This window comes from Allocoprococcus comes, assembly GCF_013300725.1.
Taxonomy (GTDB): Bacteria; Bacillota; Clostridia; order Lachnospirales; family Lachnospiraceae; genus Allocoprococcus; species Allocoprococcus comes_A.
This window is the reverse complement of sequence record NZ_JAAIMM010000030.1, coordinates 24,708-42,810: the sequence shown is the minus strand read 5'-3', so window position 1 is coordinate 42,810 and position 18,103 is coordinate 24,708. Positions and strand designations below refer to the sequence as shown.

Genomic DNA, 18,103 nt, shown 5'->3' with positions numbered 1-18,103 from the left:
ACTATAACACGTTAACGCAGTAATTGCAAGATTATTTTTTCGACAAACCAGTATGTTTATGCTATTCTTATCTGGAGATATCAGAGTCCGCTTATTACCAGGCTGGTACACGGGAGTTTGACACATTGAAATCCCAAAAAGTACTTCAAAGCCTTGAAATAGGCTTATTTTTTTGTCAAATTTTTATTTTTATTATATAGTAATATTTAGTGATGTATGGTATAATAGTGACAGAGGTGATTATTGTGCGTATAACAACATCAAAATCAAAAAATTCCGAGTCCTTTTACATCACTCAGTCCTATACAAATGCCAATGGGAAAAGTACTTCCAAAACCATCCGAAAATTAGGTACGTTAGCTGAATTATCAGCGCAGCTCCACACGGATCGTGACGGAGTTGTTGAATGGGCAAATGAACAGGCTCGTCTTGAAACACTGAAATATAAAAGTGAAAAAGAGGATGCTACTGTCATGATCCCATTTCATTCCAACAGACTCATGGACTATAATAAGCAGAAACTTTTTTCTGGCGGATATCTTTTCCTTCAATCGATTTACTATGGGCTTAAGCTCGATTCTGTCTGCAGAAAAATCAAAAGCCGACATAAATTCGAGTATGATCTTAATGCGATTTTATCTGATTTAATTTATACAAGGGTTCTGGAACCTTCCAGCAAAAGTTCTTCCTTCCGAGCAGCAAAACAGTTCCTTGAGCCTCCTACTTATGAACTTCATGATGTGTACCGAGCTCTTTCTGTTCTTGCTTCTGAAATGGATTTTATTCAATCAGAAGTTTATAAAAACAGTTTTTTCCTCGGTGACAGAATGGATCGGATCCTTTTCTATGATTGCACGAACTACTACTTTGAAATCGAACAGGAAGATGGAGATAAAAAATACGGAAAAAGCAAAGAGCACCGTCCGAATCCCATTATTCAAATGGGACTTTTTACAGATGGTGACGGAATACCTTTGGCTTTCTCACTCTTTCCTGGAAACCAAAATGAGCAGAAATCCTTAAAACCTTTAGAAACAAAGATTCTCCAGCAATTCGGCTGTGATAAGTTTATCTATTGCAGTGACGCCGGACTTGCTTCTGAGGATAACCGTGTTCTTAATCACATGGGACGGCGGGCCTTTATTGTCACTCAGTCCATCAAAAAGCTGCCTGCCGAAGACCGGACATGGGCTTTAAAGAAAACAGGCTTCAAACGCCTCTCAGATGATAAACCTGTTGACCTCACAAAACTGACAGATGATGACAAGAACCAGCTTTATTATAAAGACGAACCATTTACAACAAAAAAACTGGATCAAAGATTGATCATAACCTACTCCCCTAAATATGCTGCTTACCAGAAAGCCATCCGTGCAGAGCAGATCAGTCGGGCAGAAAAAATGGTTGCAAATGGCTCTCTAAAAAAACAGCGTAAAAATCCAAATGATCCTGCAAGATTTGTAAATAAGATAGCTGTAACCAACGAAGGAGAAAAAGCTAAGATTCACTATTATCTTGATACGGATAAGATTGCCGAAGAAGAAATGTATGACGGTCTTTATGCGGTATGTACCGATCTGCTTGATGATGACGTTGCAGATATCTTAAAAGTCAGTGAAGGAAGATGGCAGATTGAAGACTGTTTCAGAACTATGAAAACAGACTTTGAAGATAGACCCGTTTATTTAAACCGTGAAGATCGGATTAAAGCTCATTTCCTTACCTGTTTTCTTGCTCTGTTACATTTCCGGTTATTAAACCGCTCCTTGAAAGGGACTTATACCACAGAACAATTACTCCACACTTTAAAAGACATAAAATTTACGGATATAGAAGAACAGGGCTTCATGCCGGTATATGAACGTCAAGAAATCACTGACGATCTCCATGAAACCTGCGGATTCAGAACGGACTATCAATTCATAACAAAACGTAAAATGAAAGGAATTCAGAAAAAAAGTAAGCGGAGATAAAACATTACTATATTTCGTGTATGCAGACAAAAGTGCCACACCCCTTGTATTTACAGGGATTGTGGCACTTTTTTAACTAATCAACTGTCAAAGATGAGATTATATCACAACCCCAGAAAAACTGGAACCCAATCGTGCAAAAAATCATTTTGTCTGACACTTTGTATAGCTTTTATCCGTTGTAACACTCTCATATCCTGCTTTTTCTGCTTTCAATATTATCATGTCCTGAAGCGTAAGAAAGTCCGCATGATATTTTTCTGCAATCTTTTTTTCGATTCTTTCTGTCTGTTTTATTCCCGGAATCCAGTTTTCATACATTCCGGGATATGGCACTATAAATGGCGACATACAGATAAGCTTTGCATCCGATTGCTCTGTAATTTCTTTCACAATGGCTTCATAACAGGCTTCAAACTGCTGTTCTTCCAGACTCTTTCCTGTATTCATCATAACTCCGACGTCATTGCATCCTATCAGAATGCTTACGACATCCGGTCGTTTTAAAATGCATTTCTTCTCCAATATACGTTTCACTCCATGAATCGTGAATCCATCATGTCCTCGATTCATAATGTCGTACTTCTTCCTTCCGCCGTCACTGTCATTCAACTTCTCAGCCACCATATTCACATAACCGTTTCCCAGTGGATTTTCTAAAAAGCAATGACTGGCATCTGTAATACTGTCACCTAAAAATATAATCTTTTTCATCTGTCCTTAACACCAAATGGCCTTATACTATAAATTGCATGAATTATAATTCCTGTCCGTCCTTAATTACCATCTTAAGCTCCAAATTCTCGTCTAATAATACGATATTCGCTTTCTTTCCCGGTGCGATCGAACCATATGTATCTTCAATTCCAAGACTCTTAGCCGGATTGATCGTCGCACATGCTACAGCCGTCTCAAGCGGGATCTCCATCTTCTTAACTACCGTACGCATACAGTCTGCAAGGTTTGTAACAGATCCTGCAAGCGCTCCATCAGATACCAGTGTTGCATGATTACCGACTACTTTTACATCCAATCCACCAAGTGTATACTGTCCGTCCGGCATTCCGGTCGCACGCATACTGTCGCTGATCAGGATCATACGGTCTGCTCCCATCATCTTGAACGCTGCTCTCACCATCGATGGATGGATATGTACACCGTCACAGATAATCTCTGCCATTACATGTGCACTGTCGGACACTGCTCCTACAACACCCGGTTCACGATGAGTGAATGCAGGCATCGCATTAAAGAGATGTACGGCATGATTTGCTCCGGCATCGAATGCTGCTTTCGCATGTGCATAATCCGCATTGGTATGTGCAAGCGAAATGTTCACTTTATCTTTCATTGCTTCTACAAATGCAACTGCGTCCTCGCTTTCTTCCGGCGCAAGTCCTACAAACTTCACAAGGCCTTCCGAAGCATCAAGGAATCTCTGACAAATGTCCGTATCACAAGGCATGATATTTCTTTCATCCTGCGCTCCTTTTTTCACCGGGCTGATGAACGGGCCTTCCATGTTCACGCCTACAAGATCCGCTCCCTTCGGATTCTGCTCTTTTTTGTATTCTGCTGCTGTTCTTAAGATATCTTCCAGTTCTTCTACCGGAAGTGTCATCGTTGCTGGTGCGATTGTTGTAACACCCACAGAAGCCTCATATTTTGCAATATTTTCAATAGCCTCTTTACTGTTATCACAGAAGTCATCTCCCATACACCCGTGGAAATGCAGATCGATCAGTCCCGGAATTGCGTATGCCCCCTGTCCGTCAACGACTTCTTCCCCCGGCATATCCGGTACGTTTTCTGTCGTGTAAATGCTTTCGATCTTGTCATCGTGAACAACAATGCCGCCTGCTGTAAATTTTTTGTCTTCTGTATAGACAATTACATTTTTGATTATCATTTTATATATCCTCCATTTTATTTTTTCCCAACATACCTCTTAACATTCTAAAAACTCCTGTGCATCCCTTCTCCTTCTTCCAGTGCACGCAGTGTATTATCATGCAGAACTTCTTTTTCATATTTATCCTGTTCCAAATAGTAAGAATAGATAATATCAAGCATGACCAAAATCGGGAACTGCGGTGAGATTACATTCCCATGATTCAGGTGTCTGAGTGATGGAATCAGAACAACTTCTGTGCAGAACTGCTCGAAGCCACCCCGGTTGTTCGCCGTAAAAAGAATCGTTTTCGCACCTTTCCGATATGCTTCTTTCAGAAGAAACAAGACCTCTTCCTTGGATCCGCTGATACTGATTCCGAATACGAGGCTTCTTCTGTCCTGAAATACCGCCTGCATACGCATCATATCTCTTTCTACCAGCGAATCAATATCCACACCAATTCGCATAAAACGCAGTTCCATCTCTCTTGCTGCCAGACCGGAACTTCCGGTTCCGCACACGAACACACGCTCCGCCTGATTCAGATATCTGCTGATCCTTGCAATCTGCGCCTCATCCACCAGACTGTAAGTCTTATTCAGAAGTTCCTGATACGCATTCAGGATCATTCGCGTATTACCGGTAATGGATTCCTGCTTTTCTACAAATGTCTCTTCATACTGATAGATGAATTCTCTGTATCCGCGATATCCGCATTTCTTCGCAAATCTGGATAACGACGCTTCTGATACGAAGAGTCTCTCGGAAATGGATTTTGATGAAAAATCCACTTTCTTTCTGTTCTGTATAAAAAAATCTGCGATATTCCGTTCCACTGTCGTAAATTTATCATAATTCGATTCTATGATCGGAACGACTGATTTTGCATAATATTCCATATCTTACTATTCCTGCTTCTTTATTTTATAACTCCAGACTATGCATGTCTTCCCTGAAAATGATAGAATGCGCCTAACATACCGGCATTGTTCTGGTTTTTGGCAAATGCGATACTTGTATGCTCCCACATGCTGGACACCAGGTATTTTTCCACTGCTTTTTCAATCTTGTCCTTCAGGAATGCTTCCTGCGCCATGATTCCGCCGCCAAGTACAACAACTTCCGGATTCACTACATAGCAGATATTGGCAATACCTTTCCCAAGTACATCCGTCATCTCATCAATTGCACGGTTACAGATCTTATCACCTTTTTTTGCCTCTTCAAAAATGCGATATCCGCTCCAATTTTCTGCCGGTTCTCCCTTCCATGCCGCAACCTTCTTCGTCAGAATACTGGCTGCTCCGAGTGTCTGAAAATCGCTGTCATCCATATGCATATATCCGACTTCACATGCGCTGTTACTGAATCCGTGGAACACCTCGCCATTCAGCAAAATACAGCCGCCGATTCCGGTTCCGATCGTCAGCATCACAGTCGCCTTACTTCCTGCCGCCGCTCCTGCTTTGTACTCAGCAAGTCCCGCACAATTCACATCATTTTCCACTTCACATGGAATTCCGAATCGTTCTTCTACCGTCTTTTTGAATGCCGTTCCGATATAATTCGGGATCAGCGGTGCCGAATAGAAGATTTCACCTTTCTCAATGTCAACCATACCGGCTGTAGAAATACACACACCTGCGTCTGCCTCTTCTTTTAATGCTTCTACGATACCGATGACTTTATCAAGGATCGCCGGTCCGCCTTTCTGCGCTTCTGTCTTCATTTCTTTCTTTAACAATACTTCTGCATCTTCGCTCACAATACCATATTTGATTGCTGTGCCGCCGATGTCAATACTAATATATTTTTTCATCTCTGCTTTGCCTCTTTCATTTTCCTTCATTATACTCGTTCAGCCAGAAAAGGGCAAACCGTTCTTTTATGGTTTGCCCTCGACTTTTTCTGATTAAATCTTTACTTTAAATATTGCCTTTTTGATGGTTTCCGGTTCCTGAACCTGAACCGCTGTTCTGTGTCCGTCACTTGGATAACAGATCAGGAAATCTCCATCTGTCAGGACTACGGAAGAATTCTTTTCTCCATCCATCGGAAGAAAATCATCTTTTTCCACAAAATCTTTTAATTCCATATTCTGAATGAAGTTCAGATCGATCTGTTCATTTCCATGGATCATTACATGGACGTCCAGATAATTCTTATGTGCTTCCCAGAAACGTTCTTCCGGTGTTGTTGTTGTATATTCTACGATATTGACAAAAAGTCTGTCACCATCGATCTCATGACTTCCCTTTTCATAAGATGCAAGGTCGTGTGTCTTTGCATATTCAAAGCACTCTTTTACCTGTTCTTCTAAGAATGGGAATTCTGATAAATTATTGATATTTCCAAAAATCACGAAAATCGTCACTCCTTCTTAGTTTTTGTAAATGGTTGTGTTAGGAGCAGGTACGGAATTGTCTCCTTTTGCCTTTCTCCAGATGATACTTGCCGGGATACCAATTACCAGTGATACTACAATTGAGATGATTGAGTATGACCAGATTGATACGTGATCAGCAGGTACGAAGTATTTGATGTATACCATTACGCCTGATGCAACGATGAATGCACATACTGCACCAAATGTATTGGCAACCTTTGTAAATGCTCCAAGGATAAATGTTCCGATCAGGATACCAAGTACCAGTCCCATGAATCCATTGAACCATTCGTATGCAGATTTTACTCCGCCGTTAGCCAGTACCATAGCAACTACGATTGCGAAGATACCAACAATCAGAGATACATACTGTCCGATCTTTGTCTGTTTCTCAAAGCTTAATTCTTTCTTAGAAAGTCTTGCCTGGATATCCAGTGTCCAGCTTGATGCTACAGAGTTCAGACCTGTAGAAAGTGTAGACTGTGCTGCTGCATAAATAGCTGCTAACAGAAGTCCTGTTATACCAACCGGAAGCTCAAATGCGATGTAAGATGCGAAGATCTGGTCCTGAGCTGCTGCCGGTGGAAGTGTATTCTGCTGATAGAATACGTATAATCCTGTACCGATCAGGTAGAATACTGTTGCGATGAAGATTGATAATCCTCCGTTTGCAAGCATCATTTTGTTCAGTTTCTTTGTATCAGTTGTTGTTGTAAAACGCTGTACAATATCCTGGCTTGATACGTAAGATGCCATTGTATTGAATCCGGCACCAACGATCATGATGAATACGCTGTCTTTAAAAATATTAGCATTGAAGATTGGCTGATCTACAGCAAGGAACTTATGCTCTGTTGTCAGTGCATGTGCGATTGCTCCAAATCCACCATCTAAGTGTGCTAACAGGAAGATCAGTGCAAATGTAACACCGATCAGAAGTACAGATCCCTGGATGAAGTCTGTCCAAAGTACGGATTTAAGACCTCCTGTGTATGAGTAAATAATAGCAATGATACCCATGATAATGATCAGTAAGTTTACGCTGATTCCAGTCAGACTTCCAAGTACCATACATGGAAGGTACATGATGATTGACATACGTCCGATCTGGTAAATGATGAACATTACAGCTCCAAGTACACGAAGTCCTTTGCTTCCGAATCTCAGTTCCAGATAATGATATGCTGTATCAATATCCAGTTTGCTGTAGATTGGCAGGAAGAATTTAATCGTGATCGGGATAGCTAACAGCATACCAAGCTGTGCGAACCACATGATCCATGTTCCTGCGTATGAGTTTCCTGCTAATGACAGGAATGAAATCGGACTTAACAGTGTTGCGAAAATTGATACGGAAGTTACCCACCACGGTACAGTTCCGTCTCCTTTAAAATACTCTTTTCCTTTCATTTCTTTCTTTGCGAAATGAAGGCCGGCGAACAGTACAGCCGCGAGATAAACTACTAAAATGACTAAATCTACTACGGTAAACCCTTGCATCGTCTCTCTCCTTACAGATATTTTTCTTTCACGTATTTTTTATATAATCTTACAGATATTTAGCTTTTGCGTCGCGAACCATCTTAGCTGCTTCTTCAACGATAGCCATGTCTTCTTCTACTAATGCTGGCAGTGGCTCTCTTACTCCGCCAAGTTCCAGACCTTCGTTGATCTTTAACATAGCTTTGATCACTGCGTACATATTTCCGTGTGCAGAGCACATCTTATAGATAATCTCATCACAAGCATACTGGATTTCTCTTGCTTCTTCCATCTTTCCGGCTCTTACATACTCGTCTAATTTCAGATATAATTCCGGCATAACTCCGTATGTACCACCGATTGCTCCTTCAGCTCCAATGACACGTCCACTCATGAACTGCTCATCTGGTCCGTTGAAGATGATGTAGTCAGGGCCTGCTGCCTGTTTGAACATCTGGATATCCTGTACCGGCATAGAAGAGTTCTTAACACCAATTACGTTAGGATTCTTTCTCATCTCTGCGAAAAGTCCCTGTGTAAGAGCCACTCCTGCAAGCTGTGGAATGTTGTAGATTACGAAGTCTGTGTTTGGTGCTGCTGCACTGATGTCATTCCAGTACTGAGCGATTGCATACTCTGGCAGGTGGAAGTAGATCGGTGGGATTGCTGCGATTGCATCAACTCCAAGGCTTTCTGCATGTCTTGCAAGTTCCTGGCTATCTTTTGTGTTATTGCATGCAACGTGTGCGATAACTGTAAGCTTTCCTTCTGCTGCTTTCATAACGTTCTCAAGGATGATCTTACGGTCTTCTACGCTCTGATAAATACATTCTCCTGACGAACCGTTCACATATACACCTTTCACACCTTTTTCTACAAAGTATTTTGTCAGTGCCTGAACGCCTTCCGGGCTTACATTTCCTTCGTTGTCATAGCATGCATAGAATGCAGGGATTACGCCTTTGTACTTTTCAAGATTTCTCATGGTTTCTTTCTCCTTTTCTTTGTCTTTTTATATAAATTTAATTTAATAAGTTCCTTGCAGAATTATCTTTCCATTTCTTCTACAAATGATTTTGTGATCAGCTGCGGTCTTGTGATAATAGATCCTACAACAACACTGTACGCACCAAGCTCAATCACATGTTTTGCTTTTTCCGGTGTATTGATGTTACCTTCTGCGATTACTCTGTGTTTTGCTTTTGCGACAATCTTTCTTAAGATTTCGAAATCATTTGCCTCGATCTTATCGCCCTTGCTCTGCTCTGTGTAACCAACCATTGTAGTTCCGATGAAGTCAAATCCAAGTTCATCCGCATGCAGTGCTTCTTCCACTGTAGAACAGTCTGCCATGAATAACTGATCCGGATATTTTGCTTTTACTTCTTTAAAGAACTCATCTAATGTCTTTCCGCCAGGTCTCTTTGAAATAGTAGCGTCCATAGCGATGATTTCAGGTTTTACTTCCATCAGTTCTTCGATTTCTTTCATCGTTGGTGTAATGTAGATATCACTGTCATCATAATCTCTTTTTACGATTCCGATGATCGGCAGATCAACCTGTGACTGGATCTCCTTGATATCTTCTTTTGTATTTGCACGAATTCCGCTTGCACCTCCCTGTTTTGCAGCCAGTGCCATTCTTCCCATAATGAATGAAGAATGTAGTGGTTCATCTGGTAATGCCTGACATGATACAATTAATTTACCCTTCAGATTTTCAACTTTCTGATTCATTTTTTGTTCCCTCCTTCGTTCTGCAATCAGTATAGTATTGTTCGATTTTATTTTCAAGTACCTTTGTAGTTCTTGAAACTACTTTTATCCTTTTCAACACTTCTCTCTGTTTTGCCTATTTTAAAATCCGTTTTTTATGCAATATGCACAATTTCAGGTAATTTCTTTCCACTTTTGAAAGTAGTTTCAGTTCATGCTATTTTACTTGAAAATTCATTTATAATGTATATACTAATATTCAGAAACAAAAAAACAATAGAATAAGGAGAGATTTTATTATGGTAATTTATAAAGCAAAAGACTATCAGGATATGAGCCGTAAGGCCGCAAACATCATTTCTGCACAGATTATTATGAAGCCAAACTGTGTACTTGGACTTGCAACCGGATCTTCACCGGTCGGTACATATAAACAGCTGATCGAATGGTATAAGAAAGGGGATCTTGATTTTTCCCAGGTTACAAGTGTAAACCTCGATGAATACAAAGGACTCAGTCCTGAAAATGATCAGAGCTACAGATATTTCATGAATACCAATCTCTTTGATCATGTAAACATCGACAAAACCCGTACTTTCGTTCCGGACGGACTGGAAGCAGATTCCGCGAAAGCCTGCAACGATTATAATGCAGTCATCCGTAAGCAGGGCGGTGTAGACCTCCAGCTTCTCGGTCTTGGACACAACGGACATATCGGATTCAACGAACCAGGTGCCGCTTTTGAGAAAGAGACACACTGCGTAGATCTGACAGAAAGTACAATTGAAGCCAATAAGCGTTTCTTCGAATCTGAAGATGATGTTCCGAGACAGGCTTATACAATGGGAATCAAGAATATCATGCAGGCCAAGAAAATTCTAGTTGTTGTAAGCGGAGAAGATAAGGCAGATATCTTAAAAAAGGTCTTATACGGACCAATTACTCCGGAAGTTCCTGCTTCTATTCTTCAGTTACATAATGATGTTACGATTGTAGCTGATGAAGCAGCACTCAGTAAGATTGATATGTAATATGAATAAAAAATCCCGGTATGTGAATCAGACATTTTTGAGCATCCAGCTCATTGTCCTTTCACATACCGGGATCTTTTTCTGTATTCGATTATATTTGCGGCAGCCGGACTATTTTTGTAAAGCTGCTGCTTTTTTTCTTCCTGCAATGATCAGTATAGCGGATATCACTACAAGCCATAAAATCTTTCTTCAAAATATTTTCTGCTCACTCTTCCGGTAACAGTTAAATAACCTTTCTCTTTAAGCTCTGCATTCAATTCCTGAATAAGACTGTAGGCCTTTGATTTAGAAATACCAACTATCTCTTTAATTTCCTCTGCTGAAATAAATACATCTGTTTTATACATAATTTTTATCCTCCTCGTTCTGTATTTTTTCTTTCAAAATACATATGGGATAAAATATTGCGTATTACTAAATCAGTTATGAAATTTTTTATTTTTTGGAAAAATGGATATATTTTCGGAATAAAAATATCCTTTTTGGATATAAGAAATTACTCATAGATTTGTTTCACAATATCTTTTGTCTACAAAAAGTGTATCACGAAAGTAAAAAAAGAGCCCGAAACCCTTAAAGGGTTTGTGGCACTTTTTTAACTAACCAACTGTCAAAGATGAGACTATAACACGTTAACGCAGTAATTGCAAGATTATTTTTTCGACAAACCAGTATGTTTATGCTATTCTTATCTGGAGATATCAGAGTCCGCTTATTACCAGGCTGGTACAGATGGTTATTTCATTTAATCTGGCTTTAAGAAAGACGAGGAATTCAAAAACATGTTTAAGAAATTTTTAAAATATATCTCACAAAGTATTTCCGGAATGATCGGTGTCTCTATCTACATTCTGGCAGATACCTTTTTTATCTCTTACAAATGTGGCGCAGACGGACTTGCTGCCCTGAATCTGATCCTTCCGGTATTCGGACTGATTTTCGCAATCGGTTCAATGATCGGGATCGGTTCTGCCACACGCTACAGTATCAGTACCGCCAAAGGCGCATCTTCGGACTACTATTTTACCCAGTCCATCTTCTGGTGTCTCATATGCAGCATTCCTTTTATGCTCACCGGAATCTTCATTCCGCATAAAGCACTTGCACTTTTAGGGGCAGATGCCGGGCTCATCCGGCTTGGACGTAATTATATGCGTATCGTCCTGCTCTTTACCCCATTTTTTATGTCAAACTATACCTTTACGGCATTTGCAAGAAACGACCATGCAACCTCAACTGCCATGATCGGATCAATTTCCGGAAGCTTCTTTAATATTTTATTTGACTATATTTTCATGTTCCCTATGGATCTTGGATTTCTGGGTGCTGCACTTGCAACCGCTCTTTCACCGGTTGTGACGATGCTGGTATGTTCGACACATTATCTTGGAAAGAATAACCATGTAGAATTTCACTGGCGCACACCTTCTCTTCGCCGGATCATCGGATGCTGCCAGCTTGGTGTTTCTGCATTTTTTGCTGAAATTTCTTCCGCTGTCATTACGATTATATTTAACATGCTGATCCTGCGCATTGCGGGAAATATCGGGATCGCAGCCTACGGCGTAGTTGCAAATATTTCACTGGTCGCAATGGCGATCCTAAACGGACTTGCTCAGGGTGCACAGCCACTGATCAGCCAGAGTTACGGAAAGGGTAAACATGATCTAGTCCGTAAATTTCTCAACTGGTCTCTTGCTGCAGCACTTCTGATCGAGCTTGTGATCGTTGTACTGATCTACGGATTTACGGATACCTTTATCAGTATCTTTAACAGCGAACATAATCTCCAGCTGCTTGCTTACGCCCATACCGGTCTCAGGCTTTATTTCCTTGGCTTTTTAGTTGCCGGTATCAATATTGTGCTGGTTGCCTATTTTTCCGCAATCGACCGGGCACGTCCTGCCGTCCTTGGTTCTGTCATGCGCGGCATTATCGCAATTGCTTTCTGTGCGATCCTGTTCTCACAGATCCTGGGGCTGAATGGAATCTGGCTTTCCTTCTTAGGATCAGAAATCATCACATTTTTTGTGATTCTGATTTTCCGGAAATCCTGATTTTGTAATTGACAATTTTTCTTTTATCATGTATATTTTAATTATAGTAATTATTCTTATTATCAAGTTTTAGAAGTCAGGAGGAATGTCATATGGATAAAAAAGCACTTTACAATTTATCTTATGGAGTATTTATGCTCGCAACACGCTCTGGGAATGTAATAAACGGATGTATTACCAACACCTGCATCCAGGTTGCGAATAATCCGGTACGGATCGCAATCTCTGTGCTGAATAGCAACTATACCTGTGATCTGATCAAAGAGAGCGGCATTTTTACGTTAAGCCTGCTTGACCAGACCTGCTCTTTTGAAACGATCCGGCATTTCGGTTTCCAGTCCGGCAGAGATGTTGATAAATTCGCAAATATTACTGCACCGGCAGATGAAAATGCAGTTCCTTACCTCGGATGGCAGGCATGTTCTGTTCTCAGCGCAAGAGTAGTTTCCAGACAGGATCTTGGAACACATACCCTTTTTATTGCTGAAGTAACCGATGCGAAACTTTTAAGTGACAATCCGCCTCTGACTTACGCAGATTATCAGGCACATATAAAGCCAAAACCGGAACAGAAAAAAGAGGATAAGAGGATTATCGGATGGCGCTGTAAGATCTGCAATTATGTATACGAAGGAAGCAATCTTCCGGAAGAATTCACCTGCCCGCTCTGTGGACACGGCGCAGATGATTTCGAACCGATTTATGAAAATGCATAGCCTGTTGGAAAATAGACGTTTCAAAAAGAGGGAGTGTATGACTTAAGTTTAAGTCACGCACTCCCTTTTCCAAATCTCCTGTTTTCCGATATTTCTTTTCTAAAATACCATCAGTTTATAAATATTTTCCACATCTTTCTGATCAAGAGTTGCAAATCCTTCCACTGTACCAGTATTTACATCTCCATAACAACAGGTATGTGCCAGCTTTTCAATATCTTCTTCTTTGGCTCCAAGCTCTGCAAAATTCTTTGGCATTCCAATCGAAATTAAAAAGTTTCGAAGTGCCTCAATTCCTTCCAGTGCCGTTCTCTTTGGATCTGCAAAATCCATCTGACAGCCCCAGACACGGACTGCAGCCTGCGCAAAACGCATCACATTGTGTTCCAGTGTATAAGTAAATACAGCCGGCATAACAACCGCAAGCCCTGCACCGTGCGCGCAGTCATATAGTGCAGATAATTCGTGCTCAATGTTGTGGCTTGTCCAGTCCTGTGTACGTCCTACTCCGCAGGAATTATTGTGTGCCATCATACCTGCCCACATAATGTTTGCTCTTGCCTGATAATTATCCGGATCTGCAATGACTCTCGGTCCTTCATGGATCATCGTCAGAAGAAGCCCTTCGATCATACGGTCTGTCACTTCTACTTCTTCGGTATTGGTCAGATAACGCTCATACAGATGTGCCATAATATCCGTAATTCCGCAAGCTGTCTGATATGCCGGAAGTGTCTGTGTAAGTGCCGGGTTCATGATCGTGAATTTCGGACGGAATGCTTCTCCGGTTGCCCCTCTTTTGAACATTCCTTCTTCTTTTGTAATAACAGAGTCCGGTGATCCTTCGCTTCCTGCTGCTGAAATCGTAATAACTGTTCCGATCGGAAGTGCTTCTTCGACAAGCTTTCCTTCATAATAATCCCAGAAATCTCCATCGTAAACCGCACCTGCCGCAATCGCCTTTGCGGAATCAATGGTACTTCCGCCTCCGACTGCAAGTACAAAGTCTACTTTTTCTTTCCGGCACAGATCAATTCCTTCATATACAAGACCACTTCTCGGATTTGGCTTTACGCCTCCTAATTCTACATAAGAAATTCCTTCCCCGTCCAGAGATTTTTTAACACGGTCCAAAAGTCCGGAATGAATGACAGAACCTCCGCCATAATGGAGCAGTACACGGTTGCCGCCAAAACGTTTTACATACTTTCCGGTATCATTTTCAGTATCCTTACCAAAAGCAAAATAAGTCGGTGCATAAAATGTGAAATTTTCCATCTTTTATTTCCTTCTTTCCTCTTATGATTTTCTGCTAATTTTTAGTATAAATCCTTTTTTGGGTCTTCGCAAGATGACGTAGAAAATATTATTCTCTCCCTGCTCTTCGAATAAATTTTCATAATACATCCAAGCCAAAATCAGTATTTTTCCATATGCACACAAAATGGCTGCCACCCGGACAGCCATTTCCCATATCTCTTTATTTTCCGGCTTCTTCTACAGCCGCTTTCATTTTCTTCACATACTCAGCCACATACGGCACACAATCCTCACCATACTTTGCAACGATCTTCACGATTGCCGATCCCACGATCGCACCATCGGAAAGGGATGCCATCTCCTTTGCCTGCTCCGGCTCGGCAATTCCAAAACCTACCGCGCAAGGGATATCTGTCACTTCTCTTACCTTCTCGATCATCTCACCGATATTGGTTGTAATCTGCTTTCTGACTCCGGTAACACCAAGTGAAGACACGCAATAGAGAAATCCTTCCGCTTCTTTTGCAATCATTTTGATTCTTTCATGAGAAGTCGGCGCGATCAACGATACCAGTTCGATCCCATATTCCTTACAGACTCCTGAAAGCTCTCCCTTTTCCTCGAACGGAACATCCGGTACGATCACGCCTGCCATACCGCATTCCACACATCGCTGCATGAACTTCTCTTTTCCGTAAGTAAAAATTGGATTGACATAAGTCATAAATACCATCGGAATATGGATCTCATCCTTTACTTCTTTTATCGCATCAAATAATTTGTCCAGAGTACAACCCGCTGAAAGTGCCCGTTCATCAGCCTCCTGGATCACCGGTCCTTCTGCGATCGGATCAGAAAATGGGATTCCGACCTCGATCAGGTCTGCTCCTGCCTCCTGCATTGCAAGGATCAGTTTTTTCGTCACATCCAGAGACGGATCCCCTCCTGTGATAAATGGGATAAATGCTTTTTTATTTTCAAATGCTTCGCTTATCTTATTCATAGATTTCCACTCCTCTGTATCTAGCAATTGCCGCTACGTCTTTATCTCCACGTCCGGATACGGTTACAACGATGATCTTATCCTTGTCCATAGTCGGTGCCAGCTTCATTGCATAGGCGATCGCATGTGCACTTTCTACTGCCGGGATGATTCCCTCCGTTCTTGACAGATATTCAAATGCATTTACCGCTTCCTCGTCGGTGATCGGCACATACTCCGCTCTGCCTTCAGCTGCAAGCATTGCATGCTCCGGTCCGATTCCCGGATAATCCAGTCCTGCTGAAATCGAGTAAACCGGTGCGATCTGTCCGTCTTTGTTCTGGCAGAACAGAGATTTCATACCATGGAAAATTCCAGTTGTACCATTTGCGATCGTTGCCGCATTTTTCTCAGTATCCACACCAAGTCCCGCTGCCTCACATCCGATGAGCCGGACTTCCTTATCCGGAATAAATTCGTAAAATGTTCCCATCGCATTGCTTCCGCCTCCGACACAGGCAATCACTGCATCCGGAAGACGTCCTTCTTTTTCCAGCATCTGCGCTTTGATCTCTTCTCCGATGACCTTCTGGAAATCACGGACGATCATTGGAAATGGATGTGGTCCCATAACAGAACCTAATACATAAAGAGTATCATCCATACGGTTTGCCCATTCCCTCATCGTTTCGTTGACCGCATCTTTGAGCGTCATGGTTCCGCTTGTAACTGCGTGTACCTTTGCTCCAAGAAGTTCCATACGATAGACATTCAGTGCCTGACGGTCCGTATCCTCTTTTCCCATAAAGATTTCACATTCCATATCCATCAGTGCTGCGGCTGTTGCTGTTGCCACGCCGTGCTGTCCGGCTCCGGTCTCTGCAATAACACGGGTTTTTCCCATTTTCTTTGCAAGAAGCACCTGTCCTAAAACGTTGTTGATCTTATGTGCACCGGTATGATTGAGATCTTCACGTTTCAGATAAATCTTTGCTCCGTCAAGATCTCTGGTCATCTTCTTTGCCTCATATAAAAGTGACGGGCGACCTGCATAGTTCTTTAACAGATCATCCAGTTCCCGGTTAAATTCCGGATCATTTTTATATTTCTCGTAGGCTTCTTCTACCTCATGCACCGCATTCATCAGTGTTTCCGGCACATACTGTCCGCCGTATTCTCCATATCTTCCTTTACTCATGATTTCGTACCCTTTCTATGAATTCCTCTATTTTTGTTTCATCCTTCACGCCATCCGTTTCGACTGCGCTGCTCACATCCACCGCAAACGGATTGCATCTGGAAATATTTTCGTTTACATTTTCTGCATCCAGACCACCTGCAAGAAAATATGGCTTTGTAAGCTTTGGGATCAGTGCTTTGTCAAAACCGGTTCCGCTGCCACCATATTGCCCTTTTACATAAGTATCCAGAAGCAGATAATCCACATCCAGCTTTTCTGCCTCCAGAATCTGCTCTTTTGACTGCACCCGCACCGCCTTGATAAGCGGAGTATCCGGCAGGTTCTTCCTGATCTCTTCTATATAACAGTCATCCTCATTCCCGTGAAGCTGCACCAGCTGAATGATCCCTTCCCGGCAAAGTTCTGTGACATTTTGAATCGGTTCATTTACAAAAACTCCAACTGCCGGAATATCCGGATCCAGTGCTTCACGTAGTTTTCCCGCCTGTTTTTTGTCAATTTTTCTCTTGCTTTCCGCAAATACAAACCCGACAAAATCCGGCTTCAGGCGATTCACGATCCCGATGTCTTCCGGTCTTTTCAGACCACATATTTTAATTTTAGTTTTTCCCATTTATAAGCTTCCACCATTCAGTTTTTCAAGCGCCGCTTTCTTATCCGGGCTTCTCATCAGTGTCTCACCGATCAATACCCCGTTCACTTTCGCCTCGCGCAGTTTTTCAATATCTTCCGCTGTCTTTATCCCACTTTCTGCCACAAAAAGAACATTTTTCGGTGCCAGACCGCGAAGCCGGATGCTGTTACCGATATCCACGGTGAAATCCTTCAGATTCCGGTTATTTACACCGATTACCCTTGCTCCCGCTTCAATCGCTGACTGCATTTCTTCTTCATCATGGACTTCCACCAATGCGGAAAGGCCAAGCCGGTCCGCAACTTTTATGTATCTTTTCAGTGTCTCGGTATCCAGAAGTGCACAGATCAGAAGCACCACCGAAGCCCCCAGTGTCTTTGCCTCATAGATCATATACTCATCAATGGTAAAATCCTTTCTGAGCACCGGGATCGATACATTTTCCGTAATCTCTTTCAGGTAAGCATCCTTCCCCTGAAAATATTTTGGCTCTGTCAGACAGGAAATCGCGGCTGCCCCTGCTTTTTCATACTCCCTCGCAATCTCCAGATACGGGAAATCCTGCGCGATCACACCCTTTGACGGGGACGCTTTTTTCACCTCACAGATATAATGGATCCCCGGCTCTGCAAGTGCCTTTTCAAATGGGAATCCGGTATTGGCATCCATCGCCATTGCCCTTCTGCAGATTTCCGAATACGGAACCTTTCTTTTTGCTTTTTCCACACGCAGCTTCGTATCTGCTGCAATCTTTTCTAAAATCATTGC

Annotated in this window: 18 protein-coding genes; 4 read left to right on the top strand and 14 right to left on the bottom strand. The window is 41.9% G+C overall.

The window, feature by feature from the left end; all coding sequences use genetic code 11:
• Nucleotides 1–245 precede the first annotated feature (245 nt).
• Nucleotides 246–1,973 carry an IS1634 family transposase gene (locus tag G4407_RS13930; protein ID WP_173689359.1) on the top strand — a complete coding sequence of 576 codons (1,728 nt, stop codon included), beginning with the start codon at nucleotides 246–248 and terminating at the stop codon, nucleotides 1,971–1,973.
• A gap of 144 nt (nucleotides 1,974–2,117) precedes the next feature.
• Here the strand turns inward: G4407_RS13930 and G4407_RS13925 are convergent, their stop codons facing one another.
• The 8 genes from G4407_RS13925 to G4407_RS13890 form a co-directional block, all read right to left on the bottom strand.
• Nucleotides 2,118–2,687 (bottom strand): SGNH/GDSL hydrolase family protein, encoded by a 570-nt coding sequence (locus G4407_RS13925; RefSeq protein WP_173689358.1) that lies wholly within the window; start codon nucleotides 2,685–2,687, stop codon nucleotides 2,118–2,120.
• 43 nt (nucleotides 2,688–2,730) lie between these two features.
• A complete protein-coding gene (gene nagA / locus G4407_RS13920) occupies nucleotides 2,731–3,882 on the bottom strand; it encodes an N-acetylglucosamine-6-phosphate deacetylase (RefSeq protein WP_118327269.1) in 1,152 nt (383 codons plus the stop codon).
• A gap of 47 nt (nucleotides 3,883–3,929) precedes the next feature.
• Nucleotides 3,930–4,766: a MurR/RpiR family transcriptional regulator gene (locus G4407_RS13915; RefSeq protein WP_173689357.1), complete on the bottom strand. Its 837-nt coding sequence runs from the start codon at nucleotides 4,764–4,766 to the stop codon at nucleotides 3,930–3,932.
• Between the two features lie 38 nt (nucleotides 4,767–4,804).
• Nucleotides 4,805–5,686 carry an ROK family protein gene (locus G4407_RS13910; RefSeq protein ID WP_173689356.1) on the bottom strand — a complete coding sequence of 294 codons (882 nt, stop codon included), beginning with the start codon at nucleotides 5,684–5,686 and terminating at the stop codon, nucleotides 4,805–4,807.
• 93 nt (nucleotides 5,687–5,779) lie between these two features.
• Nucleotides 5,780–6,229 (bottom strand): NanQ anomerase/TabA/YiaL family protein, encoded by a 450-nt coding sequence (locus G4407_RS13905; protein ID WP_055284298.1) that lies wholly within the window; start codon nucleotides 6,227–6,229, stop codon nucleotides 5,780–5,782.
• Between the two features lie 18 nt (nucleotides 6,230–6,247).
• Nucleotides 6,248–7,753: a sodium:solute symporter family protein gene (locus G4407_RS13900; RefSeq protein WP_173689355.1), complete on the bottom strand. Its 1,506-nt coding sequence runs from the start codon at nucleotides 7,751–7,753 to the stop codon at nucleotides 6,248–6,250.
• Nucleotides 7,754–7,802: 49 nt separating this feature from the next.
• Nucleotides 7,803–8,720: a dihydrodipicolinate synthase family protein gene (locus G4407_RS13895; RefSeq protein ID WP_006427785.1), complete on the bottom strand. Its 918-nt coding sequence runs from the start codon at nucleotides 8,718–8,720 to the stop codon at nucleotides 7,803–7,805.
• A gap of 62 nt (nucleotides 8,721–8,782) precedes the next feature.
• A complete protein-coding gene (locus tag G4407_RS13890) occupies nucleotides 8,783–9,472 on the bottom strand; it encodes an N-acetylmannosamine-6-phosphate 2-epimerase (RefSeq protein ID WP_015529448.1) in 690 nt (229 codons plus the stop codon).
• A 278-nt stretch (nucleotides 9,473–9,750) separates the two neighbouring features.
• Here G4407_RS13890 and nagB point away from each other — a divergent pair, with 278 nt between their 5' ends.
• Nucleotides 9,751–10,482, top strand: coding sequence for a glucosamine-6-phosphate deaminase (nagB, locus tag G4407_RS13885; RefSeq protein ID WP_173689354.1), 732 nt, complete (start codon nucleotides 9,751–9,753; stop codon nucleotides 10,480–10,482).
• A gap of 170 nt (nucleotides 10,483–10,652) precedes the next feature.
• Here the strand turns inward: nagB and G4407_RS13880 are convergent, their stop codons facing one another.
• Nucleotides 10,653–10,832, bottom strand: coding sequence for a DNA-binding protein (locus G4407_RS13880; RefSeq protein ID WP_173689353.1), 180 nt, complete (start codon nucleotides 10,830–10,832; stop codon nucleotides 10,653–10,655).
• A gap of 435 nt (nucleotides 10,833–11,267) precedes the next feature.
• Between G4407_RS13880 and G4407_RS13875 the strand changes: the two genes are divergently transcribed.
• Both G4407_RS13875 and G4407_RS13870 read left to right on the top strand, forming a co-directional pair.
• On the top strand, nucleotides 11,268–12,542 hold the full coding sequence (locus tag G4407_RS13875; RefSeq protein ID WP_173689352.1) for an MATE family efflux transporter: 1,275 nt from the start codon (nucleotides 11,268–11,270) through the stop codon (nucleotides 12,540–12,542).
• 92 nt (nucleotides 12,543–12,634) lie between these two features.
• On the top strand, nucleotides 12,635–13,258 hold the full coding sequence (locus G4407_RS13870) for a flavin reductase (protein ID WP_173689351.1): 624 nt from the start codon (nucleotides 12,635–12,637) through the stop codon (nucleotides 13,256–13,258).
• A gap of 99 nt (nucleotides 13,259–13,357) precedes the next feature.
• Here the strand turns inward: G4407_RS13870 and G4407_RS13865 are convergent, their stop codons facing one another.
• From G4407_RS13865 to trpC, 5 genes are all read right to left on the bottom strand, one after another.
• Nucleotides 13,358–14,536, bottom strand: coding sequence for an iron-containing alcohol dehydrogenase (locus G4407_RS13865; protein WP_173689350.1), 1,179 nt, complete (start codon nucleotides 14,534–14,536; stop codon nucleotides 13,358–13,360).
• Between the two features lie 202 nt (nucleotides 14,537–14,738).
• Nucleotides 14,739–15,521: a tryptophan synthase subunit alpha gene (gene trpA, locus G4407_RS13860; RefSeq protein ID WP_173689349.1), complete on the bottom strand. Its 783-nt coding sequence runs from the start codon at nucleotides 15,519–15,521 to the stop codon at nucleotides 14,739–14,741.
• Entirely contained in the window at nucleotides 15,514–16,698 is a 1,185-nt protein-coding gene (gene trpB / locus G4407_RS13855) for a tryptophan synthase subunit beta (RefSeq protein ID WP_173689348.1), read from the bottom strand. The genes trpA and trpB overlap by 8 nt, the downstream gene beginning before the upstream one ends.
• The gene (locus G4407_RS13850; RefSeq protein WP_173689347.1) at nucleotides 16,691–17,314 is read right to left on the bottom strand and encodes a phosphoribosylanthranilate isomerase; all 624 of its coding nucleotides are present in this window, start codon (nucleotides 17,312–17,314) and stop codon (nucleotides 16,691–16,693) included. Before G4407_RS13850 ends, trpB begins: the two co-directional genes overlap by 8 nt.
• Complete coding sequence (trpC, locus tag G4407_RS13845) at nucleotides 17,315–18,100, bottom strand: indole-3-glycerol phosphate synthase TrpC (protein WP_173689346.1); 786 nt, start codon at nucleotides 18,098–18,100, stop codon at nucleotides 17,315–17,317.
• Between the last annotated feature and the right edge of the window lie 3 nt (nucleotides 18,101–18,103).